The organism is Thalassiella azotivora, from assembly GCF_054781695.1.
In genome coordinates this window covers 15,578-40,960 of record NZ_BAAGTX010000006.1, presented here as the reverse complement: position 1 = coordinate 40,960, position 25,383 = coordinate 15,578, and the positions used below count along the sequence as shown (strand labels likewise).

The window sequence follows — 25,383 nt, the reverse complement described above, 5'->3', positions numbered from 1 at the left end:
CCGTGTCCGCACCGCCCCCCGAGCGCGACGACGACGGCAGCGTCGACGTCGAGGCGGCCTGGGCCGACATCGTCGCGCACTGGGACGACGACGCGACGGCCGCGACCGGCCCACCGGGAGCTGCGGCCCCCCCGGGCGCCGAGGACGCACCCGAGCGGCCGTCGCAGCGCCCCGCGACCGGCGGCGGGCGCACCGCGGAGCCGGAGGAGGCCGCCGGGACCGGGGCGCCGGCCGGTGACGTCGACGCGACCGACCCCGTCCCCGCTCCGCCCACGGGTGACGGCACGTGGCGCGACGACGACGTCCCGGCGGACGACGGCGAAGACGACGGCTGGGGTGACGACGAGTGGGACGCCCCCCGGTCCCACGTCGGGGGGCAGGCCGCCCTGGACGTCGGCGCGCACCAGGACGCCGTCGCGGCCCGCTCCGCCGCCGCCGAGGACGACGAGCGGTACGTCCCGCCCGAGCCGCCGCCGCTGCCGACCGGGGACACGGTGTCCCGGCTGGCGTGGGGCGCGGTCCTCGGGGCCCCGCTGTTCTTCCTCCTCGCGGCCCTGTTCTGGCGCAGCGCCCCCACCATCCTGGTGGTCGCAGCCGTCGCCGCCTTCGTGGCGGGTTTCGCCACGCTGGTGCTGCGGATGCCCGACCGGGACGACGACGACCCCGACGAGGGCGCCGTCGTCTGACCGTCGTCGTCCCACCGGGGCGGGCGACGCGCCGCGATGCGACCCCGGCCCTGATCGAGGGGTAGCCTCCGCTCGTCCCCGGGGCGACGGCGCCCCGGGCAGCCGCGAGGTCGTGGAGGTGCGTCGGTGCAGCGTTCGGAGACGGTGGAGATCCGCGGGCACCTGCTGGACACGGGCGTGCTGTCACGGTGCGCGTCGGACGTGCGCGCCCTCGGCGGCGACTACGTCATCGTCCGGCTCGACGTCGGCAAGGACTCCGACGACGAGTCCTACGCCCGCATCCGGGTCACCGCCGACGACGAGGAGCACCTCGCGTCCATCCTCATGCGGCTGAACTCCTACGGGGTCAACCTGACCGACCCCGGCGAGGCGCTCACCCGCGAGGTCGACGCCGACGGCGTCTTCCCGGCCGACTTCTACTCCACGACCAACCTGGCCACCCAGGTGCGCCTGCAGGGCCGGTGGGTCGACGTCCAGCACCCCGAGATGGACTGCGGTCTGCTCGTCACGGGCGAGGGCCCGACCCTCGCGGTGCGCACCGTCCCCGTCAGCGACGCGAAGGTCGGCGACCGGATCGTCTGCGGCTTCGGCGGGGTGCGGATCGTCCAGGCGGCGATGGAGCGGCCGGACGAGGACGAGGTCTTCGAGTTCATGAACTCGGAGGTCTCCAGCGAGAAGCCCCAGGCGCTGCTGGTCCGCCAGATCGCCCAGGAGATGCGGGACTGCAAGGCGGCGGGCAAGCGCGTGCTCTGGGTCGCCGGCCCGGCCGTCGTCCACACCGGCGCCTCGCCCGCGATGGTGGCCCTCGTGCGCGCCGGCTACGTCGACGTCCTCTTCGGCGGCAACGCGATCGCCACGCACGACATCGAGTCGGCCATCTACGGCACCTCGCTGGGAGTCGACCTGACCAAGGGTCGGGGCGTGGAGCACGGGCACGAGCACCACATCCGCGCGATCAACGCGGTCCGGCGCAGCGGCTCCATCGCCCGGGCCGTCGCGGACGGCGTGGTCACCGGTGGCGTCATGCACGCCCTGGTCGAGGAGGGCAAGGACTTCGTCCTCGTCGGCTCGGTCCGGGACGACGGACCGCTCCCCGACGTGCACACGGACGTCATCGAGGGTCAGCGGGCGATGCGTGCGCAGCTCGAGGGCGTCGGCTTCGCGATCATGGTCGCGACGATGCTGCACTCGGTGGCGACCGGCAACATCCTGCCCGCGTCCGTCCCCCTGGTGTGCGTCGACATCAACCCCGCGACGGTGACGAAGCTGGCGGACCGCGGCTCCTCGCAGGCCCGCGGGATCGTGACCGACATCGGCCTGTTCCTCGAGCAGCTCGCCGACGAGCTCGTCCCGGACCGGCCGCGACCCCGGGACTGACCCGCCACCGCGACTGACCCGCCCCCGCGAGCGCGCGGCGGAGCGCGGGCTCGTGGTCAGGCCGACGGCGGGGGGACGAGGGACGCGAGGACCGGCAGGTGGTCGCTGGCCGCCAGGACGTCCTTCGCGGACACGCCCTGCGGGAACCCGCAGCCCAGCACCTGGACCCGGGCGTCCACCAGGACGGCGTCGATGCGTCGTCGTGGGCGCCTCGCGGGGAAGGTCGGCCCGCCGTCGGGGCACGCGTCCGCGAGCCGCTCTCCGAGCACGCGCCAGGACGGCCCGCCGGGCGGCTCGTTGAGGTCCCCGACGACGGCGGCGGGAGGGCAGGCGGGCACCCGCAGGTCCAGCAGGCAACGCACGTGGTCGGCCCGCTCCCGCTCGTCCAGCCCCAGGTGGACGCTCGTGACGACGAGCGGCCCCCCGCCGGGCAGCCGGACGGTCGCCCCGGCCCAGCCGCGACGGCGCGTGAGCACCCCCTGCACGGGCAACCGGCCCGCCGCGGCGTCGTCGACCCGGGTGCGCAGGCTCGTCAGGACCGCGGTGCCCCCGCCCGCACGCCCCCCGCAGGTGAACAGCAGGCCGGTGGCCCGGGCCAGGGCCGCCAGCCGCGAGCGGGACAGGGGGCGGCGCGAGACCTCCTGGAGGCAGGCCACGTCGGGGCGGGCCGCGCGGACGACACGGTGCACCGCCAGCGGGTCGCCGAGCATGTCGCGCACGTTCCAGCAGAGCACGCGCAGCGCGGGCTGCGCCGGGCCGTCGTCCGTCACCCCCACCCCCTCGACAGGTCCGCGGCGCCGACCAGACCCGCGTCCGGTCCGAGCGTCGCCCCGACCAGCCTGGCCTCCGGCCGGTGCCCCCGCCCGGTCAGCGAGCGGCGGAACGCCTCCCGCGCCGGGCCGAGGAGGAGCTCGCCTGCCGCGGACACGCCCCCGCCGACGACGAACGTCCCGGGGTCCAGCGCGGCCGCGAGGTTCGCCAGTCCCCTGCCCAGCCAGGTGCCGACGTCCGCGAGCACCTCCCGCGCCGCGGGGTCGCCGTCGGCCGCGGCGCCGGTGACCAGCTGACCCACCACGGCGTCGGGGTCGCCGCCGGCCCGGGCGAGCAGCCCGGCCGCCAGCGGCGAACCCGTGCGCACGAGCTCGCGGGCGTCGCGGCCCAGGGCGTTGCCGGAGGCGTACTGCTCCCAGCACCCGCGGTTGCCGCACTCGCAGCGGTGCCCGCCGGGGACCACGACCATGTGCCCGAACTCGCCAGCGATGCCGAAGCGCCCCCGCTGCACCCGGCCGTCGTCCACGATGCCGCCGCCGATGCCCGTCCCGAGGGTGACGAGCACCAGTCGGCTCTCCCCCGCCCCGGCGCCGAATCGGTACTCGGCCCACGCCGCGGCGTTCGCGTCGTTCTCCACCACCGTGCGCCGGCCCACCCGCCGGCCCAGACGCGCCCGGACCCGGCGCTCGACGGCGTCGCGCAGCGGCTCGTCGCGCCAGGCCAGGTGCGGGGCGAACAGGACGCTGGAGCGCTCGGCGTCGACGAAGCCCGCGGCGCCGATGCCGACGGAGACGACGTCCTGCCCCTCGGCGAGCTCCTCGACCACCTCGGCGATGACGTCCTCGACCGCCTGCGCGCTGGTCGTCGGCGTGTCCCGGCGGGTGCGGCGGACCACCCGGCCCGTCCCGTCCACGACCCCGGCCGCGACCTTCGTCCCGCCCACGTCGACGCCGATCGCGGGACCGTCGCCGATCAGCGCGCGGCGGGCCTGCTGGCGGACGACCTGCCGGGCGCTGCGTCCGATGACCCGGCTCCGCGGGCGCAGCGGCCGTCGGGGAGCGGCGGCGTGCTCGTCCGGACCGCGGGGCGCCCCTGCGGAGGTCACGGCCGGCTACCCGTCGTGCCGCCGGGCGGCGAGGTCGGCCGCACCCACCATCCCCGCGTCGTTGCCGAGGGAGGCGGGGGCGATCCGGGCCTCCGGCCGGTACCCGCGTGCGGTGAGGTGCCGGCGGAACGCGGAGCGCATCGGCTCCAGCAGCAGGTCCCCCGCGTGGGCGACGCCCCCGCCGACGACGACGAGCGCCGGGTCCAGGACGGCGACGACGCTCGCCGCGCCCTCACCCAGCCACCGGCCGAGGTCGGCGAGCAGCTCCTGGCCGGCCGGGTCGCCCTCCTGGGCCGCCTGCGTCACCTGCGGCCCGGTGATGGCGTCGGGGTCTCCCCCCGCCAGCTCGAGCAGCCGGGCGCCCGGCAGCGCACCGGAGCGCGCCAGCGCCCGCGCCTCGCGCACCAGCGCGGACCCGGAGGCGTACTGCTCCCAGCAGCCCTTGCTGCCGCACCCGCAACGCAACCCGTCCGGCACGACGCGCACGTGACCGAGCTCGGCGGCGACGCCGTGGGCGCCCCGCAGCAGGTTGCCGTCGACGACGACGCCGCCGCCCAGACCCGTGCCCACGGTGAGCAGGACCATGTCGTCGACGTCGCGGGCGGTCCCGAACCGGAACTCCCCCCACGCCGCCGCGTTCGCGTCGTTCTCCACGTGCACGGGCAGCCCGGTCCGGGCCTCGAGCTCCTCGCGCAGCGGCTCGTCGCGCCAGGCGAGGTTCGGGGCGAAGAGCACCGTCGAGCACGTGGCGTCGATGTAGCCCGCGGCCGCCACGCCCACCGCGTGCACCTCGTGCTCGGCCCGCAGCTCGGCGACCGCCTCGGCGACGGCGGACTCGATCGCCTCCGGGTCCTGGGCGGGGGTCTGCCTGCGGGTGCGGGCCACGATCGTGCCGTCGGGCGCCACCACCCCGGCCGCGATCTTCGTCCCCCCGACGTCGACGCCGATGGCGCTCCCGCCGGTCCGGTCGGGGTTCCGCGACCCCTGTGCGCTAGCCACCTGGTCCTCCGCTCGTGTCGTCCTCGGTGACGGGGATCCGCTGCACCGGCGGCCCACCGTCCCACGTCCCTCGGCCGTGGTGTCCGCCGTGCCCATCCTGCGGCGGGTTGCGACCCGTGCCCGGCTCGTCGGCCGGCTCGTCGGCCGGCTGGTCGGCCGGGGCGTCAGCCGGTTCCCCGACCGGGACGTCCGGCGCGCCGGTACCACCGGGCTCGTCGGCGAGGAGGTCCGAGAGCGCGACGAGCAACGCCGTCGCGGCCTCCGCGACGTGGTGCACCGCCTCGGGCCGCAGGCGCTGCACGCGCTCCACGACCCGGCACACCGGGCAGACCCTGCACGGCGCGGCGGCGGACCGGCCGCACGTGCACGTCGTCGGGCCGTCCCCGGCAGGGCCGCCGGAGCCACCCCCCGCGGCGGCCCACGCCGCGGCGGCGTCCTGGAGGGCGCCCAGGAGGCGCACGGCCTCCTCACCCACCGCCGGACGCTCCGCCCCGCCCCCGCTCACCACGACCGCCACCGGTCGGGGTCAGGGCGGAACCGCACCAGCAGGTGCCCGGACCGCAGGGTCGCGCCGACCACGTCGCAGCGACGCAGCGCGGCGGGCAGGGCGAGCACCCGCCTCGTCGGACCGAGGTCGACGACGAGGTCGTCACCCTGCCGGGACAGGTCGACGTCCGAGACGCTCACCAGGGGGAGCCACAGGTCGAGGACCAGGTCGTCGCCGTCGCGCCGGACACGCAACGGCTCGGCAGCGCCCGCCTCGCTCACCGGGTCGGCGGTCCCGTAGGTGTCCGACGCCAGCGCCGCCAGGGCGTCGGGACCGACCGGCTCGTCGACCCGGTGCGGGGCGCTGAGCACCGAGGCGCCGGGGAAGGCCTCCCGCACCGCGTCGCGCTCGTCGGCCTCCCGTCGCACCTGGTTCACCACCACGGCGTCGACGGCGTACCCGTGCAGCGCCAGGGCCGTGTAGGCCCGCCGGGACTCGGCCAGCACCACCCGCTGGGCGGTCGTCACCACCCGCACGGCGGCCCCGGGACCGGTCAGCAGCCCACGGACCTCGGAGAGCTCGTCGGTGAGCCGGCGCGCCGCGGCGACGACCGCCTCGCCGGGGCGGGCCGCGCCGCCGGCGCGCCCGGGCGCGAGCAGCCGCGCGATCCGCCGCTCGGGCGAGAGCAGGCGCTGCAGCTGCCGCCCCACCACCTCGGGCAGCACCAGCAACCGCAGCGCCTCCGCGGTGGGGGCGCAGTCGACCACCACGACGTCCCACGGACCGGACGCGACCTGGTCTCGCAGCTCCAGCAGGCCCAGCACGTCATCGGCGCCGGGCAGGCAGGCGAGGTCCTCGGCGGTCATCGGGTCGACCCCGAGCTCGTCGAGGACGTCGACGAGGTAGCGGCGCACGACGTCCCAGCTGGTGCGGGCGCGGGTGCGCGGGTCGACCTGCAGCGCGGACAGGCCCGGTTCCACCTCGGTGGGCCGGGCGGCGACCGGGCGGTCGAGGACGTCGGCCAGCGAGTGGGCGGCGTCCGTCGAGACGACCAGCACCTTGCGGCCGGCACGCGCCGCGTGCACCGCCGTGGCGGCGGCCGTCGTGGTCTTGCCGACGCCGCCCTTGCCGGTGACGAGCAGGACGCGCACGGCCGCGGTCAGCCCTCGACCCGCTTCTTCAGCTCCTTCAGCGCGGTGTCGATGATGACCTTCTCGGCCTTGCGCTTGAGCATCCCGAGCATGGGGATCCGCACGTCGACGGCGAGCCGGTAGGTCACCGTGGTGCCACCGCCGTCCGCGGCCAGCTCGTAGTCGCCGTCGAGGCGGGTGATGATCGAGCCCTCCTCGGCGAGGGTCCAGCTGACCACGCCCTCGCCCGAGCGCCCGGCGGGCCAGGTGTAGTCCAGGACGTACGTGTCCTTGATCGGCCCGCTGTCCACGACGAACCTCGCCGTGCTGGGCCTGCGTCCCCGGCTCTGCAGCACCTCGACGCTCTTCACGTCGCCCGCCCACTCCGGGTACGACGCCAGGTCCGCGATCACCGCGAGCACGTCCGACGGGGACGCCTCGACGTGGATGCTGGACTCGGTGCGTTCGGCCATCGGCGGACTCCCGGTGTCGTGACCGCCCGGCAGGCCCGCCGGGCTGCGCGGAAGGCTACCCGTCCACGCCGCCGCCGGTCTGCGTCGACACGACGGGTCGACACGGCAGGTCGACACCGCGGGTCGACACTGCAGGTCGACACTGCGGCGCCACCCGCACCGGGGTCGGGCGCGCGGTCTCAGCCGAGCGTGCCGGCCACGGCCATCAGGCCGAGGACGAGGGCACCCACCACCACGAGCCCGACGACGCCCACGAGCAGCCGGCGCGGGGTGGAGCCGGTGACCTCGCGGACGAGACGGGGCGCCCCGCGCTCCGCAGCCATCCGCAGCAGCATCTCGTCGGCGAGGGCCTCGGCCCTGGCTCGCTCGGCCTCGGAGACCACCGGCGCGGCCGCGTCCTCGGGAGAGGGTGCGGCGTGCCGCCCGCGGCGCCGGCCACCGGGCTCGCCGGGCGATCCCGCCTGGTCGGCGGCGCCCACCCGGTCGCGGGTCCCGGCGAGGTCGTCGTCCGTCGCGGCGGGACCGGCGGCGTGGGGCAGCGGGACGTAGCAGAGGGTGCACCAGGCGGCCCCGTCGGGCAGCCGGGCGCTGCACGAGGGACACCGGGTCGTGGTCACGACGTCGTCCATCCCCGTGCACATCGGCCCGGCCACCCGGGACCTTGAGCCCGGCCTCAGCCGACGACGGGTTCCCCGGGACGGCGGCCGCGCTCGAGGGCGTCCTTGAGCGCGTGGACGTGCGCCTTCCAGGCCAGGGCACGGCGCCGTCGCTCGGCATCCGCCCGGCGCGGGCTCAGGCGGTCGCCGCCGTCGACCGGGTCGAGCCGCAGGTAGTGGTGGACCAGCACCCCGTCCCCCCACGGCTCCAGCCAGACCTCCGCCGTCCCCGTCCACCCCCGGGCGCGCCCGGCCACGACCCACTGGACGCCCTTGGGTCCGCGGTCCCGACTGACCACGAGCCCCAGGTCCGGCCACCAGACGGCCCAGCGCGACGGGTCGTGGACGTGCCCGGCCACCACGGTCGGCGGCGCGGCGACGAAGGTGTCGTCGACCAGGTCGATCGCGGTCACTCCGACAGGATGACAGCGACCGATCCGTGACGTGCGAACCCTCCCCCCGGTGGCCTACTGGCGGGTAGGGTCGCAAGCGCCCGCCGCCGGGCACCCCGCCCCCGATCCCCAGGAGCGTTTCGTGCGAGAGTTCTCCGTCCCCCCGTTGGTCGAGGTGGACCCGTCGTCGAATATCACCGACTTCGTCGTCCAGAACGCCGTCCGCGTGCCGCACGCCGTCGCGTTCCGGCGCAAGGTCGCCGATCGCTGGCAGGACGTCACCTGGCGCGAGTTTCTCGGAGAGGTCACCGAGCTGGCCAAGGGCCTGGTCGCCGCCGGGGTGCAGCCGGGCGACCGCATCGGCCTGATGTCCAAGACGCGCTACGAGTGGACCCTCACCGACTTCGCCGCCTGGTTCGCCGGCGCCGTCACCGTCCCGATCTACGAGACCTCCTCGGCGGAGCAGGTCTCCTGGATCCTCAGCGACTCCGGCGCCGTGGGGGTGGTCGTCGAGACCGAGCAGCACTCCGACCTCGTCGGCCGCGTCCGGGACCAGCTCCCAGAGCTGCGTCACGTGTGGGGCATCGACGCCGGCTCGCTGCGCGAGCTCGCCGCCTCGGGCGGGTCCGTCACGGACGAGGACGTCGAGCAGCGGCGCAGCGCGTCCGGCCTGCAGGACCTCGCCACGATCATCTACACCTCCGGGACCACCGGCCGCCCGAAGGGCTGCGAGCTCACCCACGGCAACTTCACCGTGCTGGCGAGCAACTCGACCGCCCAGCTGAAGGAGGTCGTCGGCTCCCAGGAGGCCTCCACGCTGCTCTTCCTGCCGCTGGCGCACGTCTTCGCCCGCTTCATCCAGGTGCTCTGCGCGGCGTCGGGCACCACGATGGGGCACACCGCCGACATCAAGAACGTGCTGGAGGACCTCGGGTCCTTCCAGCCCACCTTCATCCTGTCCGTCCCGCGGGTCTTCGAGAAGGTCTACAACTCCGCCGAGCAGACCGCCGAGTCCGGTGGCAAGGGCAAGATCTTCCGCCAGGCGGCCGACGTCGCGATCGCGTACTCCGAGGCGATCGACGCGGGTGGACCGGGCCTGGGCCTGAAGCTCATGCACGCCGTGTTCGACAAGCTCGTCTACAGCAAGCTGCGGGCGAAGCTGGGCGGCCGCGCCCGGTACGCGGTCTCCGGCGGCGCCCCGCTGGGTGCCCGTCTCGGCCACTTCTTCCGCGGCATCGGCCTGACGATCCTCGAGGGCTACGGCCTGACCGAGACCACCGCGCCGACGTCCGTGAACTCCCTGGACGTGCTGCGGATCGGCACGGTCGGCCAGCCGATCCCCGGCACCGCCGCCAAGATCGCCGAGGACGGCGAGATCCTGCTGCGGGGCCCGCACGTGTTCCGCGGCTACTGGAACAACCCGACCGCCACGGAGGAGGCCTTCACCGACGGCTGGTTCCGCACGGGCGACCTGGGCGAGATCACCCCGGACGGCTGCCTGCGGATCACCGGTCGCAAGAAGGAGATCCTCGTGACCGCCGGCGGCAAGAACATCGCCCCCGCGGTGCTCGAGGACCGGCTGCGGGCGCACCCCCTGGTCAGCCAGACCATCGTCGTCGGCGACGGCCAGCCGTTCGTGGCGGCGCTGGTGACGCTCGACCCCGAGATGCTGCCCACGTGGCTGGCCAACAACGGCAAGCCCGACCTGTCGGTCGCCGACGCCGCCCGCGACGACGACGTGCGCGCCGCCGTCCAGGCCGCGGTCGACGAGGCGAACGAGGCGGTCTCGCGGGCCGAGGCGATCAAGGCGTTCCGGATCCTCCCGGTCGACTTCACGGAGGAGACCGGGCACCTGACCCCGTCGCTGAAGCTGAAGCGCAACGTCGTCATGAAGGACTTCGCCGACGAGGTCGCCGCCATCTACGCCGGCTGAGCCCGCAGCGGCCAACCGCACCCACCGCCCGTCGTCCCCACCCGGGACGGCGGGCGGTGGCGTGTCACGGCTCGCGACCGTGCAGCAGCGCGTTCAACCGTGCCGCCTGCTGGTCCCACAACCAGCGCTCGCGGACCCAGCGCCGCCCCCGCTCCCCCATCCGCCGCGCCGTCCCCGGGTCGGACAGCAGGTCGGCGACCCGCGCGGCCACCGCCGACACGTCCCGGCCGTCGACGACCCAGCCGTTCTCGCCGTCCAGCACCGCGTCCGGGGCCCCGCCGGAGTCCCCGGCCACCACGGGCAGCCCCGTCGCCGCCGCCTCCAGGTAGCAGATGCCCAGCGCCTCGGGCTCCAGCCCGCCGAGGCGCGTACGCGTCGGCATCGCGAACACGTCCCCCGCGTCGTAGTAGGCGGGCGTCTCCTGCCACGGCACGCGGCCGGCGAGGACGACGTCGCGGGTCAGGCCGAGCTCGCGCACCGACCGCTCCACCGCGCGGCGGTGCGGTCCGTCGCCGACCAGCAGCAGCGCGGCGTCGGGCACCCGCCGCCGGATCTGCGGCATCGCCCGCACGAGCACGTCCTGGCCCTTGCGGGCGACCATGCGCGACACGCAGACCACGACCGGCCGCTGCCCCAGTCCGTGCCTGGCGCGCACGGCGTCACCGCCGCTGCCGGGGTGGAAGACGGTGTCGTCGACCCCCGGGGTCAGCTGGCGCATCCGGGTGCGCGCCGACTCGGACAGCGCCGCGGCGATCCTGGTCCGGCAGTACTCGCCGAGGTAGGTGACGGTGTCGTTGCGGTCGCCGACCGCGCGCAGCGCGCGCCGCGTCCCGGGCAGCGTGGCCCACCAGACCTCGTGCCCGTGCGTCGTCGCCACCGTCGTCCGCGCCCCGGCCGCGCGCAGGCGCGATGCCATCAGCCCCAGGGGAGCCGCCGCCCCGAACCAGACCCGGTCGCACCCGCGCGAGCGCACGAGTCCCGCGGCACGGCGGCTGATCGCGGGCGTGGGCAGCATCAGCGGCGAGGGGTCGCGGACGACCTCGAAGGGCAGCGTCGCGTCGAACGCGGCGTCCCCGGGCTGTCGGGCCGTGTGCACGACGACGCGGTCGGGGTCCATCCGTTCGGTCACGGCGAGGACGAACGACTCGATGCCGCCGGTCCGCGGGGGGAAGTCGTTGGTCACCACGAGCGTGCGCGAGCCGTGCATGGGCCGACCCTAGGGCGCCGGGTCCACCCCGCCGCACCGGGGCAGGCGGGCCCGGGCGCAGGTCAGGTGCCGTCGCCGGCGAGCCGGTCCAGCTCGGACAGCCACAGGTCGGTGAAGCCGGCCTCGTCGACCCCGAGCCGGCGCTGCAGCGCGGCGTCCACGACCGCCTGGGAGGCGGGCGTGGCACCGGGTGTGGACCGCGCCGTGCCCCCTTGCGCACCCGCCACCTCCCGGTACAGCGCCAGGACGCCGTCCTGGCCGGCGCGGTCCGCGACCAGCCGGACGGCGAGCCACGAGCCGGAGTACGCGGCGGCGATCTGGCCGTTGGCCGGGTCGAACTCGGCCGGCCCGGGCAGCCGGGCAGGTCCCTGCCCGTCCCGGACCTGGGCCAGGAGGTCGGCGGCGACGTCGTCCGGGCCGAGGTCGGTGCCGGCGTACGCGACGTAGTCCGCGAGCCCCTCACTCAACCAGATGGGCACGCTGGCGGTCGTCGTCGCGCGGGTGGCGACGTGCGTGATCTCGTGCACGAGCACGACGTCCCGGCCGAGCGGCCCCAGCTCGGCGAACCCGTCCGGGTTGACGATCACCCGGTCCGCCGACGTCGCGACCGAGTCGAGCCCGATCTCCCCGGTCGTGACCGCCGCGATCTGGTCGAGGCCCGCAGCGTCCTGGCGCCCGAGGAGCGCGGCCATCTCGGCGCTGTCCCGGGGCACCATCACGACCACGGTGCGGGGCCAGCCGGTCCCCCACACCGCGTCCACGCGCTCGGCCGCCTCGTCCACCTCCCCGGCGTACCGGTCGAGGACGTCCTGCCCGGCGGTGCCCAGCACGAGGGACCTGCCGCCACGCGCGACCTGCACCGGGCCGAGGTCCCACAGGTCGACCGCCGTGGGCCCGTCGCGGTCACCCGCGAGGAACCAGGCGTCCCCCCGTCGCACGACGGTCAGGTTCTGCTCGCGCCGCACCTGCCCACCACCGCCGGCCAGGGCGTAGGCCAGGACGACCCGGGCGACCCAGGCGTCGTCGGCGGCCAGCTCGGTCCTGCGCGCCGCGGACAAGGCCGGGCCCTGGCCGGCCTGCTCGTACGACCACGACGTCAGCGGCAGCCGACCCAGGCGGTCGATCACCTCGCCCTGGCGGGTCGCGTAGTCCTCGGCCTGGGGGTCCACGGTGCCGAGCCAGGCCGCGGCGTCCCCGGACAGGGCCGCACCCGACCGCACGCCCAGCAGGACGTCGAGCGCCTGTCGACGGTCGAGCGCCGGGTCGACCGACGGCGTGACCGGGCTGACCGACGGAGGCGGCGCGGCCCCCGGCCCCGCGTCGGGCGCACCCTCCCGCAGGAACAGCACCGCCGAGACCACGGCAGCCGCCACGACGACGGCCACCGCGGGCAGCAGCGCCCGGGTGGTCCACCGAGGACGTCGACGCCCTCGACCGGCGGCGTCGCGGACCGGGCCCGAGGCCTCAGCCGGCCCGGACGTCACCTCGTCGCGCTGCGCCACCACGCGTGCCATCGTAGGTGCGCTGCGTCACCGCTCGGTCGTCCTGCTCCCGTCCGTGACCCGCTGCGCCGCGCGGCGCCGACGGCGCGAGCAGCCGCAGCGGCGGCACCAGCCCCGACCCCGCCAGGACGTCGATGGCCCGCGCCTCCGCGGCGTCCAGGTCGCCCGGCGCCCCGAGCAGCACCGACACCACGCAGTCGCCGCACGCCAGGTCACGGACCCTGCACCCGTCGCAGTCGATGATCACGAGCCCCTCCTCCGTCCGTCCGCGGCCCCCCGCCGCGTCTGCCTGCCCCGGCCGGACGGCCGGGACGCCCAGGACGCTAAGCGGGCCCACCGACAGGCCACGCGCAGCGGACGTCACGACCGGCCGCCCGCCGCGCGTCGCTGCCCGCCGGTGTCGGTGCGCCCACCTAGCGTTCGCCCCGTGAGCAGCACCGTCCCGCGAGACCCCGCGCCTCCGGCCGTCCCGGTCCAGGCGACCCTCGACGAGCTCGGGACCCCGCTGTCGGACGTCACCTTCGTCGTCGTCGACCTCGAGACGACGGGCGGCTCGGCCCAGGAGTGCGGCATCACCGAGATCGGCGCGGTCAAGGTCCGCGGCGGTGAGGTCGTCGGCGAGTTCCAGACCCTGGTGGACCCCGGCCACCCCGTCCCGCCCTTCATCGCCGTCCTGACCGGCATCACGAGCTCGATGCTCGTCGGCGCGCCGCAGGTCGAGACCGCGCTGCCCGCCTTTCTGGAGTTCGCGCGGGGCTCGGTGCTCGTCGCCCACAACGCCGGCTTCGACGTCGGCTTCCTCAAGGCGGCCTGCGTCCGCACGGGCGTGGCCTGGCCGGGGCACCACGTCCTGGACACGGTGCGCCTCGCCCAGCACGTGGTCTCCCGTGACGAGGTGCCGAACCGCAAGCTCGGCACGCTCGCCCGGCTCTTCCGGTCGACCACCACGCCCAACCACCGGGCCCTGCAGGACGCGCGCGCGACCGTCGACGTCCTGCACGGCCTGCTCGAGCGCGTGGGCAACCTGGGCGTAACGTCGCTCGAGGAGCTGACGACGTACACCTCGCGCGTCACGCTGGCCCAGCGGCGCAAGCGGCACCTCGCGGAGGGGCTCCCGCACGCGCCGGGGGTCTACGTGTTCAGCGACGCGCGCGGCGAGGTGCTGTACGTCGGCACCTCGCAGGACATCCGGACCCGGGTCCGCACGTACTTCACGGCGTCCGAGACCCGCAGCCGGATGGGCCAGATGGTGGCCCTCGCCGAGCACGTCCGGCCGGTGGTCTGCGAGACGTCCCTCGAGGCGCAGGTGCGCGAGCTGCGGCTCATCGCCGAGCACAAGCCGCGCTTCAACCGGCGCAGCCGGCACCCCGAGCGGGCGCCCTGGGTCAAGCTCACCGTGGAGCCGTTCCCCCGGCTGTCCGTCGTCCGCCAGGTACGGGGCGACGTGGAGCAGGGGGCCGCGTACCTCGGGCCGTTCGGCTCGACCGCAGCCGCCGAGCGCGCGGTGGCCGCGCTGCACGAGGCGTTCCCGCTGCGCCAGTGCACCCGCCGCATCCCCACCCGGCCCGCACCCGACGCGGGCGCCTGCGTGCTCGCCGACATCGGGCGCTGCGGGGCGCCGTGCACCGGGGCGCAGACGCGGGAGGAGTACGCCGAGGTGGTGGACGCCGCCCGGTCGGCCTTCACCCAGGACGCCGAGCGCGTGGCCACGACCGTGCTGTCCCGGGCGGAGGCGCTCAGCCGCGACCAGCGCTATGAGGAGGCGGCCCTGCACCGCGACCGCCTGCTGGCCTACCTGCGTGGGGCCAGCCGCGCGCAGCGCCTGGCCCCGCTCGCCGGCACCGAGGAGCTCGTGGCGGCCAGGCGGTCGCCGAAGGGCGGCTGGGAGGTCGTCCTGGTCCGCTGGGGGCGCCTCGCCGGCACGACCACCACGCCCCCCGGGGCCGACCCGATGCCGTTCGTGGAGGCGCTGCGCGCGACCGGTGAGGTCGTCGCGAGGCCCCCTGGGCCCGTCGGGGCCGCGCACCCCGAGGAGACCGAGAAGGTCCTGCGCTGGCTGGAGTCGCCCGGGGTGCGGCTCGTCGCGCTCGAGGGCAGCTGGTCGTGCCCGGTGAACGGCGCGTCCCGGTGGCGCACCCGGGTCGACCCGCACGGCACCCTGCGCGACGAGGCACCCCGGTTCGGCGAGCCCGCCGTCGCGCCCCGCCACGGGCGCGGCACCGACCCCTTCCGGGCACGCACTACGCTGCTGCGGACCCGGCACCAGGAGGACCAGTGATCACCGCGATCGTGCTCATCGAGACCGACGTCGACCGCATCCCGGAGGCAGCGCAGGAGATCGCCGAGATCGAGGGCGTCAGCGAGGTCTACTCCGTGACCGGCGACACCGACCTCGTCGCGATGGTCCGGGTGCGCGAGCACGAGGCGCTCGCCGACGTCATCGCCGACCGGGTGAGCAAGGTGCCCGGGGTCCGCGGCACGCGGACGTACATCGCCTTCCAGACCTACTCGCGTCACGACCTGGAGTCGGCGTTCGACCTGGGGCTCGGCGACTGACTCGCTCCGGCCGTCGGCGGCGCGTCCGCGCCGGGCCGGCTCAGCCGACCTGACCGCCGGTCGCGACGACCCACCGGTCCAGCACGTCGGCCGCCGCACCGGAGTCGACGGCCCGTGCGGCGTCCTGCAGCCCCTGCGCCATCCGCTCGACGAGCTCGCCGCTGCCCCGTCCGGCCGCGACGAGCGCAGCGGCGGCGTTGAGCAGCACCGCGTCGCGGACCGGGCCGCGCTCGCCCGCGAGCAGGGCCCGCGCCACCGCGCTGTTGTGGGCGGCGTCGCCACCGCGCAGCGCCTCGACGTCCGCGCGGTCCAGCCCCAGGTCGGCTGGGTCCAGGACCTCGCGGGACACCTCGCCCGCGCGCACCCACCACACCGTCGAGGTACCGCTCAGGGTCAGCTCGTCCAGCCCGTCGTCACCCCGGAACACCAGGGCCGAGGTCCCGCGCGCGGCGAGCACACCCGCGACGAGCGGGGCCATCCGGCGGTCGGCGACCCCGATCGCGCTGGCCTGCGGTTGAGCGGGGTTCGTCAGCGGGCCGAGGAAGTTGAACGCCGTCGCCACCCCCAGCTCGCGCCGTGGCACCGCGGCGTGCCGCATCGCGGGGTGGAAGACGGTGGCGAAGCAGAAGGTGATGCCGACCTCGGTGGCGAGGGCCTGGACCCGTTCGGGAGGAAGGTCCAGGCGCACGCCGAGCGCCTCGAGGACGTCGGCCGAACCGCACGCCGAGGAGGCGGCCCGGTTGCCGTGCTTGACGACGCGCTCGCCGGCGCCGGCCACCACGAGCGAGGCCATCGTCGAGATGTTGACCGTGTTGGCGCGGTCGCCACCGCTACCCACGATGTCGACCGTCGGACCCGGCACCTCGATGCGCACGGCGTTGCCGAGCATCGCCTCGACGAGCCCTCGCAGCTCGTCGACCGTCTCCCCCTTCGCGCGCAGCGCCACGAGGAAGCCGGCGACCTGCACCGGCGTCGCCTCACCCGCCATCACGCGGTCCATCACCCAGGCGGTCTCGTCGGCCGCCAGGTCCTGGCCCTGGAGCAGGGTGGAGACGAGCTGGGGGAACGAACGAGCCGCCTCCGGGGAGGTCATGCCCGTCCGGCGGCACCGGTGGCCGCGAACCGCGCCCGGGCGAGGTCGGCGACGGCGTCGGCGACGGCCAGCGGGTCGAGCGGGTGCGGGACGGCGGCGTCCGCCTGCGACCAGGCGGCCAGCCACGCGTCCTGGGGCCGGCCGGTCAGCACCAGCACCGGCGGGCAGCGGTAGACCTCGTTCTTGAGCTGGCGGCACAGGCCGATGCCGCCGCTGGGCTGGGCCTCGCCGTCCAGCACGAGCAGGTCGAAGCCACCGGCGTCGACGTGGGCCAGCGCCGCCGGCTGCGTCGCGCACTCGACCCACTCGACGACGGGCAGGTCCGACGCCGGACGCCGACCGACCGCCATCCGCACCGCCGACCGCGTCTGCGCGTTGCTGCTGTAGAGCAGCGCCTTCAGCGTCCGCTCGGGGGTGCTGCTGGTCGTCATCGCGTCCTCGCCGCCTTCGCCTGGCCGTGTCGTCGCCTGCTCGCGGATGCTACCCGTGTCGAGGGCCACGCCGGACGACACGGGGGGTGCCTGTCCCCGCGGACCCGGGCCAGACATAATGCTCCTCGTGGCGACAGCAACCGCAGTCTCAGGCACCCCGACCCACGTGACGGTCAACCGACCCAACATGGTGTCGGTCGGCACGATCGTGTGGCTCTCCAGCGAGCTGATGTTCTTCGCGGGCCTGTTCGCGATGTACTTCACGATCCGCGCGGTCGAGCCCGACCTGTGGGTGAGCGAGACGGAGAAGCTCAACATCCCGTTCGCCCTCGCCAACACCACCATCCTGGTGCTGAGCTCGGTGACCTGCCAGATGGGTGTGTTCGCCGCCGAGCGCTTCCAGGCGCTGCGGACCGGTTCGCTGCTCGACGTCCGCCGGTGGGGCATGGTCGAGTGGTACGTCCTCACCTTCGCGATGGGCTCGGTGTTCATCGCCGGGCAGATCTACGAGTACGCGGCACTCGTCACCGAGGGCGTCACGATCGCCTCGCACGCGTACGGCTCCGTCTTCTACCTGACCACCGGCTTCCACGGTCTGCACGTGCTCGGTGGTCTGATCGCCTTCCTGCTCATCATCGGCCGCGCGTTCGCCGCGCGTCGGTTCGGGCACCACGAGGCCACCAGCGCGATCGTCACGTCGTACTACTGGCACTTCGTCGACGTGGTGTGGATCGGGCTGTTCGTCATCATCTACGTGCTGAAGTGACCCGCCCGGACCGCACCGACCCCGACCCCGGCGCGCACCGCGAGCCGGACCGGACCCCCCACCGGGGCGCCGGACGAGAGAGAAGGACCTCGTTGTGAAGGCACTCGCCGCACGCCGGCGCCACCCACTGGCCACCGTGGTGCTCCTGCTCCTCGGCCTGCTCGTGACCGGCACGGCCTACGCCACCGTGGCGCCGGGCTCCGCGGAGGCAGGCACGACCGCCGAGGGCGACGCCGAGCGCGGCCGCGAGCTGTTCCTGGCGAACTGCTCCACGTGCCACGGCGACCAGGCCACGGGCACCGGGATCGCGCCGTCGCTCGTCGGCGTGGGTGCGGCCGCGGTGGACTTCCAGGTGGGCACCGGCCGCATGCCGATGCAGGCCACCGCCCCGCAGGCCCCGAACAAGCCCCGTGAGCTCACCGAGCAGGACACCGCCGACCTCGCAGCCTACGTGGCGAGCCTCGGCCCCGGCCCGGCCATCCCGGACGAGGACGTGCTGCGTCCCACCGACGACCCCGAGGCGCTGGCGCGCGGCGGCGAGCTGTTCCGCATCAACTGCGCGATGTGCCACAACGTCGCCGGCGCCGGCGGCGCGCTGACCCGCGGCAAGTGGGCTCCGGCGCTGGACGGTGTCAGCGAGAAGCACATCTACGAGGCGATGGCCACGGGCCCGCAGTCGATGCCCGTCTTCAACGACGCGAACCTCTCCCCCGAGGAGAAGAACGACATCATCAGCTACCTCAAGTACATGGAGGAGCGCCCCTCCGCCGGCGGCCTGTCGCTCGGCAGCCTCGGGCCGGTCTCGGAGGGCCTCTTCGTGTGGGTCGGCGCGATGGCCCTGCTCATCGGCGCCGCGGTCTGGCTGGGGGCGAAGTCGTCGTGAGCGGACGTCACTCGGAGCCCAGCGGAGCAGGACGGGACGGCATGAACGCACCAGAGCACGGGCAGGCGACCTCCACCGACGTCGCCCAGCGCGACGACCAGGCCGGCCTGCCGGACCGGTTCGAGGACCCGGGACTGCCCGCGCACCGCTACCGGATGGCCGACACCGACCCGGCTGCCGCCAAGCGTGCCGAGCGGCAGGTCACCCTCCTGTTCGCCCTGTCGGCCGTCGGCACGGTCATCGCGGTCGTCGGCTACCTCGCCTGGCAGCCGGACGGGGGCGACTTCGCCACCCTGCAGCTGTCCAACTTCGTCATCGGCATCGGGATGGCCCTGTCGCTCATGGGCATCGGCCTCGGCGCCGTGCACTGGGCGAAGACGCTGATGCCCGACCACGAGCTCGTCGAGAACCGGCACACGATGCGGGGCACCGACGCGGAGCGCGCCGCCGCCGTGGAGATCCTGAAGACCGGCAGCGCCGAGTCCGGCATCGGCCGGCGCCCCCTGATCCGCAACTCGCTGCTCGGCGCGCTGGCCCTCTTCCCGCTCCCGGCCGTGTTCCTCCTGGGCGACCTCGGGCCCCTCCCCCAGGACGTGCTGACCAAGACGCTGTGGGCCCGCGGGGTCCGGCTGGCGCGTGACCCCAACGGCGAGCCGATCAAGGCAGCCGACGTCACGCTCGGCTCCGTGTACCACGTCATCCCGGAGAACCTGTACGAGTCGCACCACGTGCTGGAGGACAAGGCCAAGGCCGCGGTCCTGCTGATCCGGCTCGACCCGGACGACGTCCAGCAGGACCCCGAGCGGGTCGGCTGGGACGTCGACGGCATCTACGCCTACTCCAAGATCTGCACCCACGTCGGGTGCCCGGTGGCGCTGTACGAGCAGCAGACCCACCACCTGCTCTGCCCCTGCCACCAGTCGACCTTCGACGTCACGCAGCACTGCAAGGTGATCTTCGGTCCCGCCAAGCGCCCGCTGCCGCAGCTCCCGATCGCCATCGACGACGAGGGCTACCTCATCGCCCAGAGCGACTTCCTCGAACCCGTCGGACCGAGCTACTGGGAGCGCGGATGAGCACCACGACGAGTACCGGACCCGCCGCCGGGGCTGCGGACTTCCTCGACGAGCGGCTCGGCGTGTCCAAGGCCGTCAAGGGCATGGCACGCAAGATCTTCCCCGACCACTGGTCGTTCATGCTCGGCGAGATGGCGCTGTACAGCTTCATCGTGCTGCTCATCTCCGGGACGTTCCTCACGCTGTGGTTCGTCCCGAGCATGGGCCTCATCGAGTACGAGGGCTCGTACGCGCCCATGTACGGCGTGACCATGTCGGAGGCCTTCGCCTCGACCCTGCACCTGTCGTTCGACGTGCGCGGTGGCCTGCTGATGCGGCAGATCCACCACTGGGCCGCGCTGCTGTTCATCGCCACGATGACGGTGCACATGTTCCGCGTGTTCTTCACCGGCGCGTTCCGCAAGCCCCGTGAGATCAACTGGATCCTCGGCAGCGTCCTGGCGCTGCTGGGCCTCGGCGCCGGCTTCAGCGGCTACTCGCTGCCGGACGACGTGCTCTCCGGCAACGGCCTGCGGATCATCGACGGCGTCATCAAGGCCATCCCCGTCGTGGGCACGTACGTCTCGTTCTTCCTCTTCGGCGGGGAGTTCCCGGGTGAGTCCATCATCCCGCGGCTCTACATCGTCCACGTGCTGCTGATCCCCGGCCTGATCCTGGCCCTGATCGGCGCGCACGTCGGGCTCGTCGCCCTGCACAAGCACACCCAGTACCCGGGCGCGGGGCGCACGAACTCGAACGTGGTGGGCTTCCCGCTCTTCCCCGTGTACACGGCGAAGGCCGGCGGGTTCTTCTTCATCGTCTTCGGCATCATCGCGTTCCTCGGGGCGACGGTGGCGATCAACCCGGTGTGGAACTACGGCCCGTACGACCCGTCGCCGATCTCCGCCGGCACCCAGCCGGACTGGTACATCCTGTTCGTGGACGGCGCGCTGCGGCTGATGCCGGGCCTGGAGTCCACGATCGCCGGGTTCACGATCTCCTGGAACATCCTGGTCCCGGGTCTCGTCCTGCCAGGCATCATGGTCACCGCCCTGATCGCGTGGCCGTTCATCGAGTCGTGGGTCACCGGCGACAAGCGGGAGCACCACCTGCTGGACCGTCCCCGCAACGCCCCGTTCCGGACCGGCGCCGGTGTGGCCGCGATCGTCTTCTACGTCATCCTGGCGCTGGCCGCGACGAACGACCTCATCGCCACGCACTTCGGGCTGTCCATCAACGACCTGACGTGGGCGTTCCGGGTGCTCCTGTTCGTGGCCCCCGCCGTGGCCTTCTGGGCGACCAAGCGGATCTGCCTCGGCATGCAGCGCAAGGACAAGGAGCTCGCGCTGCACGGACGGGAGACCGGTCGGATCGTCCGGACCGCCGACGGCGAGTACTTCGAGGTCCACGAGGCCCTCGACGAGCACGAGCGCTGGCTGCTGGTGCAGCACGAGTCCCGTCGCCCGCTGGAGCTCGCGCCGGACGTGGACGAGAACGGGGTCGCGCGGCCGGGGGCTCGCAAGGACCGCGTGCGGCGCAAGCTGTCCGAGTGGTTCTACGAGGACCGCGTCGAGCCGCTGACCCCTGCCGAGCTGGCGGCCAGCCACCACGGTCACGCCGAGCACGACGCGGTCGAGGGCGAGTCGGAGCGTCCGGCCGTCACCACCGGGCACTGACCCGGACCACCGCTCGACACGAGGGCCGCTCCCCACACCGGGGAGCGGCCCTCGTCGCCGTGCGGCGTCTCCGCACGGTGTCCCCACACGGCACCCGACCCACACCTTGGTGGAAACGTGCGCCCCACACGGCACCCCACCCGCACCTTGGTGGAAACGTGCGCCCCCAGACGGCACCCCACCCGCACCTTGGTGGAAACGTGCGCCCCCAGACGGCACCCCACCCGCACCTTGGTGGAAACGTGCGCCCCCAGACGGCACCCAACCCGCACCTTGGTGGAAACCTGCGCCCCCAGACGGCACCCAACCCGCACCTTGGTGGAAACGTGCGGGCACGGGGCGCCGGGCGGGCGCTGCCGGAACCGCCGCGCTCCGGGCGCCCCATCGGGGCTCGCCGGGGGTTTCAGGGGTGGTCGACGCCTGCGTCCGCCCAGCACAGGACCGTCTCCCCCTCGCCTTGCGGTGGTTGGAAGCCGGCGAGGTAGCGGTCGAGCGTCTCCGGCGTGACAGGGAACGCAGCGTCCGCGTCGAAGCGCTGTGCCCGGCGGGCGAGCCGATGCCGGAGCGTGGTCTCGTCCACCTGGAGGTGGACGAGCTCGCGCCGCCCACCGTGCTCGGTGATGAGACGCGTCCACGACGCACGGTCCCGCCTGGACCAGAAACTGAGGTCGAGGACCGTGCAGCGTCCAGCCGCCAGGCCGTCGACGAGCTCCCGCCGCACCTGGCGGGTGGCGCTCGTCTGGTGCCGCTCGTACTCCCTCGGCGGGTAGTCGACGCCGTAACGGCCGACGGTGCGCCAAATCGTCTCGTCAACGGAGAGGCTGGTGAAACCGAGGGCCTCGAGGTGGCGAGCGTACGTCGTCTTGCCCGAACCCGCGACGCCGCACATCATCCGCACCAGACCAGGTCGCGCCCCGGGCTCCAGCACGGGCCCTCGGACGTGCTCGAGGAGCGGTTCAGTGCCCAGTTGTGGTCACCACCCGCGAACTCAGGACAGGTCCACCGGCGGACGGCGGACGCGAGGCGCTCGGCAGGTGCCTGACGGGATGACGCCGCGGGCCCCGCCGGTCGGTGACCGGCGGGGCCTGCGGAGCCATCAGTCTCGCTGTCAGTGGGCGTGGGCGCCGCGGTAGTACTCGTACACCCAGCCGATGAGAGCGACGGCGCTGAAGCCGATCCCGATGAAGAAGATCCACCAGCCGATCGCCACTCCCAGGAACACCAGCGAGGCACCGAAGGCCAGTGGCAGGGGCCACCACGAGTGCGGGCTGAAGAAACCCTGCTCCCCGGCGTCGTCCTCGATCACCGCGTCCGGCTGGTCACCTGACAGCGTCTCCAGCCGCTGAGTCGTCATCCACGTGTACACAGCGACCATGCCCGCCATCCCGCCCGTCAGCAGCAGGGCCGCGAACCCCACGGGCTCGTCGAACTTGGTGAGCCAGCCGTAGACGATCCCGACGGGCAGGAAGAACAGCGTCAGGCCCGCGAACACCGCGGTCGTGATCCTCACGAGGAGGCCCCCTTCAGGTCCGGCTCGTCAGCCAGCTTGCCCATGATCGAGTCGTCGGGTGTCGCGACGTCGCCGGCGGCGACCTGCGGGTGGTGCAGGTCGAACGCGGGCCGCTCCGAGCGGATGCGCGGCAGCGACGTGAAGTTGTGCCGCGGCGGCGGACAGGACGTCGCCCACTCGAGCGAGGCACCGTAGCCCCACGGGTCGTCCACGAGCACCTTGGGCGCATCCCGCCACGTCTTGTAGACGTTCCACAGGAACGGCACCATCGACGCCCCGAGCAGGAACGACGCGATCGTCGAGACCTGGTTCATCCACGTGAACCCGTCGGTGACGAGGTAGTCGGCGTACCGGCGAGGCATGCCGATGGCGCCCAGCCAGTGCTGGATCAGGAACGTGCCGTGGAAGCCGAGGAAGAGCATCCAGAAGTGGACCTTGCCCAGGCGCTCGTCGAGCATCCTGCCGGTGAACTTCGGCCACCAGAAGTAGAAGCCGGCGAACATGGCGAACACGACCGTGCCGAAGACCACGTAGTGGAAGTGGGCCACGACGAAGTAGGTGTCGCTGACGTGGAAGTCCAGCGGCGGGCTGGCGAGGATGACGCCGGTGAGTCCGCCGAACAGGAAGGTGACGAGGAAGCCGATCGCCCAGAGCATCGGTGTCTCGAACGTCAACGACCCTCGGTACATCGTCAGGGTCCAGTTGAAGAACTTCACGCCTGTCGGTACCGAGATGAGCATCGTCATGAACGCGAAGAACGGCAGCAGCACCGCGCCGGTCACGTACATGTGGTGGGCCCAGACCGTCACCGACAGCGCCGCGATCGCGATCGTCGCGAACACCAGCGTCTTGTAGCCGAAGATCGGCTTGCGGCTGAAGACGGGGAGGATCTCGGTGACGATGCCGAAGAACGGCAGCGCGATGATGTACACCTCGGGGTGCCCGAAGAACCAGAAGAGGTGCTGCCAGAGGATGGCCCCGCCGTTCTCGGCCTCGAACACATGCGCCCCGAGCCGGCGGTCGGCACCCAGCGCCAGCAGCGCGGCGGCCAGCGGCGGGAACGCCATGAGCACGAGGATGCTGGTCACGAGGATGTTCCAGGTGAACACCGGCATCCGCCACATCGTCATGCCGGGGGCGCGCATGCACATGATTGTGGTGATGAAGTTGACCGCGCCCAGGATCGTGCCGAAGCCGGCGAACGCCAGGCCGAAGACCCACAGGTCACCGCCGATCCCCGGCGAGTAGACCTGGCTGGACAGCGGCGCGTAGGCGAACCAGCCGAACGAGGCGGCTCCACCCGGGGTGAAGAAGCCGGCGCAGGCGATCAGGCCGCCGAAGAGGTACAGCCAGTAGGCGAACATGTTCAGGCGCGGGAACGCGACGTCCGGCGCCCCGATCTGCAACGGCATGATCCAGTTCGCGAAGCCGGCGAACAGCGGCGTAGCGAACAGCAGCAGCATGATCGTGCCGTGCATCGTGAAGAGCTGGTTGTACTGCTCCTTGCTCTGCACGAACTGGATGCCGGGCTCCCACAGCTCGAGCCGGATCCACAGCGCCATCACACCGGCGACGCAGAAGAAGAAGAAGGAGGAGATGAGGTACAGGTTGCCGATGACCTTGTGGTCGGTCGACGTCAGGTACTTCACCACGGTGGCGCCGCGCCGGCTGCGCCGCTCGGCGACCGTCCGGGTCCGGGGCGTGGCGCCGGACGCGCCGGCCGCCTCGTAGTAGCTCGTCATCAGTCCGTCCCGTCCGTTCCGCCGCGGCCGATCTCGTCCTCGGTGATGCCGAGGTCGCGCGTCGGCTCACCCTGGCGGCTCAGGTCCATGCCGAGCTGCCCGGTCTGCCCGCGGTCCCGCAGCTCCTGCATCTCCTCCTCGAAGCGCTCCTGCGAGACGACCTCGACGTTGAAGAGCATCTCGGAGTGGTACTCGCCGCACAGCTCGGCGCACTTGCCCTTGTACACGCCCTCGCGCTGGGGCGTGACGGTGAAGTGGTTGGTCCGCCCCGGGATCATGTCCTTCTTGTAGAGGAAGGCCGGGACCCAGAAGGAGTGGATGACGTCTCGCGCCTGCAGGACCACCTCGACCGACTGGTCGACCGGCAGGTAGAGCGTCGGGATGAGCTCCTCCGGCGCCTCCGTGCCGTCCAGCGGCACCTGCTCGGTGGACTCGTAGACGTCGGCGTCCACGTAGTTGAAGTCCCAGGCCCACTGCTTCGCGATGACGTTGATGGTCACGTCGGGGTTCGGGTCCCGCGCCTCGATCTCGGACTGGTCGCGCGCGGTGAAGTAGAAGAGCACCGCGACCATGAAGACCGGGACGACGGTGTACAGCAGCTCCAACGGCACGTTGTAGCGGATCTGCGCCGGCAGGCCCGTCTCGTCCTTGCGCCGCCGGTAGGCGACCACGCACCAGATCGTCAGGCCCCAGACGATCACGCCGACGACGAGCGCCGCGATCCAGGAGCCGTTCCACAGGTCGATCACGCGGTTGACCTGGTTGGTGGTGTCGCGCTCGGTGGGCAGGTAGCCCGTCGAGAGCTGCTCCGCGGAGCAGCCCGCGGTGACGAGGGCGGCCACGAGCGCCACCGCCGCGAGGCGGGTGCCGGCGCGTCGGCCAGGGGTTCGGTCGTCCGGATGCACGTCGGCCTTCCCACTCCACAGTGCTGACTCGTCGGGAGGACGAGAGCT

Annotated in this window: 26 protein-coding genes; 9 read left to right on the top strand and 17 right to left on the bottom strand. The window is 73.8% G+C overall.

Features of this window, described 5'->3' with window-relative positions; genetic code table 11:
- Positions 1-2: 2 nt before the first annotated feature.
- Together ACYVQV_RS05595 and ACYVQV_RS05590 are read left to right on the top strand one after the other, a co-directional pair.
- Positions 3-686, top strand: a complete 684-nt coding sequence (locus ACYVQV_RS05595) for a hypothetical protein (protein ID WP_461022280.1) — start codon at positions 3-5, stop codon at positions 684-686.
- Positions 687-812: 126 nt separating this feature from the next.
- Entirely contained in the window at positions 813-2,063 is a 1,251-nt protein-coding gene (locus tag ACYVQV_RS05590; RefSeq protein ID WP_461022279.1) for an ornithine cyclodeaminase, nickel-pincer nucleotide-dependent, read from the top strand.
- A gap of 56 nt (positions 2,064-2,119) precedes the next feature.
- On the opposite strand, the gene ACYVQV_RS05585 is transcribed toward ACYVQV_RS05590, so the two are convergent.
- The 8 genes from ACYVQV_RS05585 to ACYVQV_RS05550 all read right to left on the bottom strand — a co-directional run bounded on the left by ACYVQV_RS05585 (position 2,120) and on the right by ACYVQV_RS05550 (position 8,097).
- Positions 2,120-2,833 (bottom strand): endonuclease/exonuclease/phosphatase family protein, encoded by a 714-nt coding sequence (locus tag ACYVQV_RS05585; protein WP_461022278.1) that lies wholly within the window; start codon positions 2,831-2,833, stop codon positions 2,120-2,122.
- Positions 2,830-3,858 (bottom strand): ROK family glucokinase, encoded by a 1,029-nt coding sequence (locus ACYVQV_RS05580; RefSeq protein WP_461022373.1) that lies wholly within the window; start codon positions 3,856-3,858, stop codon positions 2,830-2,832. The genes ACYVQV_RS05585 and ACYVQV_RS05580 overlap by 4 nt, the downstream gene beginning before the upstream one ends.
- 87 nt (positions 3,859-3,945) lie before the next feature.
- Positions 3,946-4,938, bottom strand: a complete 993-nt coding sequence (locus ACYVQV_RS05575) for an ROK family glucokinase (protein ID WP_461022277.1) — start codon at positions 4,936-4,938, stop codon at positions 3,946-3,948.
- On the bottom strand, positions 4,931-5,413 hold the full coding sequence (locus tag ACYVQV_RS05570) for a hypothetical protein (RefSeq protein WP_461022276.1): 483 nt from the start codon (positions 5,411-5,413) through the stop codon (positions 4,931-4,933). The genes ACYVQV_RS05575 and ACYVQV_RS05570 overlap by 8 nt, the downstream gene beginning before the upstream one ends.
- 26 nt (positions 5,414-5,439) lie before the next feature.
- Positions 5,440-6,576 (bottom strand): ArsA family ATPase, encoded by a 1,137-nt coding sequence (locus ACYVQV_RS05565; RefSeq protein ID WP_461022275.1) that lies wholly within the window; start codon positions 6,574-6,576, stop codon positions 5,440-5,442.
- Positions 6,577-6,584: 8 nt separating this feature from the next.
- Positions 6,585-7,028 (bottom strand): SRPBCC family protein, encoded by a 444-nt coding sequence (locus tag ACYVQV_RS05560; RefSeq protein WP_461022274.1) that lies wholly within the window; start codon positions 7,026-7,028, stop codon positions 6,585-6,587.
- Between the two features lie 179 nt (positions 7,029-7,207).
- Positions 7,208-7,657, bottom strand: a complete 450-nt coding sequence (locus ACYVQV_RS05555) for a hypothetical protein (RefSeq protein ID WP_461022273.1) — start codon at positions 7,655-7,657, stop codon at positions 7,208-7,210.
- 44 nt (positions 7,658-7,701) lie between these two features.
- On the bottom strand, positions 7,702-8,097 hold the full coding sequence (locus ACYVQV_RS05550) for a polyketide cyclase / dehydrase and lipid transport (RefSeq protein WP_461022272.1): 396 nt from the start codon (positions 8,095-8,097) through the stop codon (positions 7,702-7,704).
- Positions 8,098-8,218: 121 nt separating this feature from the next.
- On the opposite strand from ACYVQV_RS05550, the gene ACYVQV_RS05545 reads away from it, so the two are divergent.
- Positions 8,219-10,009, top strand: coding sequence for an AMP-dependent synthetase/ligase (locus ACYVQV_RS05545; protein WP_461022271.1), 1,791 nt, complete (start codon positions 8,219-8,221; stop codon positions 10,007-10,009).
- A 64-nt stretch (positions 10,010-10,073) separates the two neighbouring features.
- On the opposite strand, the gene ACYVQV_RS05540 is transcribed toward ACYVQV_RS05545, so the two are convergent.
- The 3 genes from ACYVQV_RS05540 to ACYVQV_RS05530 all read right to left on the bottom strand — a co-directional run bounded on the left by ACYVQV_RS05540 (position 10,074) and on the right by ACYVQV_RS05530 (position 12,965).
- Positions 10,074-11,216, bottom strand: coding sequence for a glycosyltransferase family 4 protein (locus ACYVQV_RS05540; RefSeq protein ID WP_461022270.1), 1,143 nt, complete (start codon positions 11,214-11,216; stop codon positions 10,074-10,076).
- 62 nt (positions 11,217-11,278) lie between these two features.
- On the bottom strand, positions 11,279-12,721 hold the full coding sequence (locus ACYVQV_RS05535; RefSeq protein WP_461022269.1) for a hypothetical protein: 1,443 nt from the start codon (positions 12,719-12,721) through the stop codon (positions 11,279-11,281).
- A complete protein-coding gene (locus ACYVQV_RS05530; protein ID WP_461022268.1) occupies positions 12,681-12,965 on the bottom strand; it encodes a hypothetical protein in 285 nt (94 codons plus the stop codon). Before ACYVQV_RS05530 ends, ACYVQV_RS05535 begins: the two co-directional genes overlap by 41 nt.
- A 180-nt stretch (positions 12,966-13,145) precedes the next feature.
- Between ACYVQV_RS05530 and ACYVQV_RS05525 the strand changes: the two genes are divergently transcribed.
- Together ACYVQV_RS05525 and ACYVQV_RS05520 are read left to right on the top strand one after the other, a co-directional pair.
- Positions 13,146-14,996: a DEDD exonuclease domain-containing protein gene (locus ACYVQV_RS05525; RefSeq protein WP_461022267.1), complete on the top strand. Its 1,851-nt coding sequence runs from the start codon at positions 13,146-13,148 to the stop codon at positions 14,994-14,996.
- Positions 14,993-15,274 (top strand): Lrp/AsnC family transcriptional regulator, encoded by a 282-nt coding sequence (locus ACYVQV_RS05520; protein WP_461022266.1) that lies wholly within the window; start codon positions 14,993-14,995, stop codon positions 15,272-15,274. Before ACYVQV_RS05525 ends, ACYVQV_RS05520 begins: the two co-directional genes overlap by 4 nt.
- A gap of 40 nt (positions 15,275-15,314) precedes the next feature.
- Here the strand turns inward: ACYVQV_RS05520 and trpD are convergent, their stop codons facing one another.
- Both trpD and ACYVQV_RS05510 read right to left on the bottom strand, forming a co-directional pair.
- The gene (trpD, locus tag ACYVQV_RS05515; RefSeq protein ID WP_461022265.1) at positions 15,315-16,367 is read right to left on the bottom strand and encodes an anthranilate phosphoribosyltransferase; all 1,053 of its coding nucleotides are present in this window, start codon (positions 16,365-16,367) and stop codon (positions 15,315-15,317) included.
- Positions 16,364-16,798 carry a hypothetical protein gene (locus ACYVQV_RS05510; protein ID WP_461022264.1) on the bottom strand — a complete coding sequence of 145 codons (435 nt, stop codon included), beginning with the start codon at positions 16,796-16,798 and terminating at the stop codon, positions 16,364-16,366. The genes trpD and ACYVQV_RS05510 overlap by 4 nt, the downstream gene beginning before the upstream one ends.
- Before the next feature lie 118 nt (positions 16,799-16,916).
- Here ACYVQV_RS05510 and ctaE point away from each other — a divergent pair, with 118 nt between their 5' ends.
- From ctaE to qcrB, 4 genes are all read left to right on the top strand, one after another.
- Positions 16,917-17,564 (top strand): aa3-type cytochrome oxidase subunit III, encoded by a 648-nt coding sequence (ctaE, locus tag ACYVQV_RS05505; protein ID WP_461022263.1) that lies wholly within the window; start codon positions 16,917-16,919, stop codon positions 17,562-17,564.
- A 94-nt stretch (positions 17,565-17,658) separates the two neighbouring features.
- The gene (gene qcrC / locus ACYVQV_RS05500) at positions 17,659-18,447 is read left to right on the top strand and encodes a cytochrome bc1 complex diheme cytochrome c subunit (RefSeq protein ID WP_461022262.1); all 789 of its coding nucleotides are present in this window, start codon (positions 17,659-17,661) and stop codon (positions 18,445-18,447) included.
- Between the two features lie 41 nt (positions 18,448-18,488).
- On the top strand, positions 18,489-19,523 hold the full coding sequence (gene qcrA, locus ACYVQV_RS05495; RefSeq protein ID WP_461022261.1) for a cytochrome bc1 complex Rieske iron-sulfur subunit: 1,035 nt from the start codon (positions 18,489-18,491) through the stop codon (positions 19,521-19,523).
- Complete coding sequence (qcrB, locus tag ACYVQV_RS05490) at positions 19,520-21,178, top strand: cytochrome bc1 complex cytochrome b subunit (RefSeq protein WP_461022260.1); 1,659 nt, start codon at positions 19,520-19,522, stop codon at positions 21,176-21,178. Before qcrA ends, qcrB begins: the two co-directional genes overlap by 4 nt.
- A 403-nt stretch (positions 21,179-21,581) precedes the next feature.
- Here qcrB and ACYVQV_RS05485 read toward each other — a convergent pair whose 3' ends face one another.
- The 4 genes from ACYVQV_RS05485 to ctaC all read right to left on the bottom strand — a co-directional run bounded on the left by ACYVQV_RS05485 (position 21,582) and on the right by ctaC (position 25,281).
- On the bottom strand, positions 21,582-22,106 hold the full coding sequence (locus ACYVQV_RS05485; protein WP_461022259.1) for an AAA family ATPase: 525 nt from the start codon (positions 22,104-22,106) through the stop codon (positions 21,582-21,584).
- 180 nt (positions 22,107-22,286) lie between these two features.
- Positions 22,287-22,688, bottom strand: a complete 402-nt coding sequence (locus ACYVQV_RS05480; RefSeq protein WP_461022258.1) for a cytochrome c oxidase subunit 4 — start codon at positions 22,686-22,688, stop codon at positions 22,287-22,289.
- Positions 22,685-24,430, bottom strand: coding sequence for an aa3-type cytochrome oxidase subunit I (gene ctaD / locus ACYVQV_RS05475; protein WP_461022257.1), 1,746 nt, complete (start codon positions 24,428-24,430; stop codon positions 22,685-22,687). Before ctaD ends, ACYVQV_RS05480 begins: the two co-directional genes overlap by 4 nt.
- Entirely contained in the window at positions 24,430-25,281 is an 852-nt protein-coding gene (gene ctaC / locus ACYVQV_RS05470) for an aa3-type cytochrome oxidase subunit II (RefSeq protein ID WP_461022256.1), read from the bottom strand. The genes ctaD and ctaC overlap by 1 nt, the downstream gene beginning before the upstream one ends.
- Positions 25,282-25,383 lie beyond the last annotated feature (102 nt).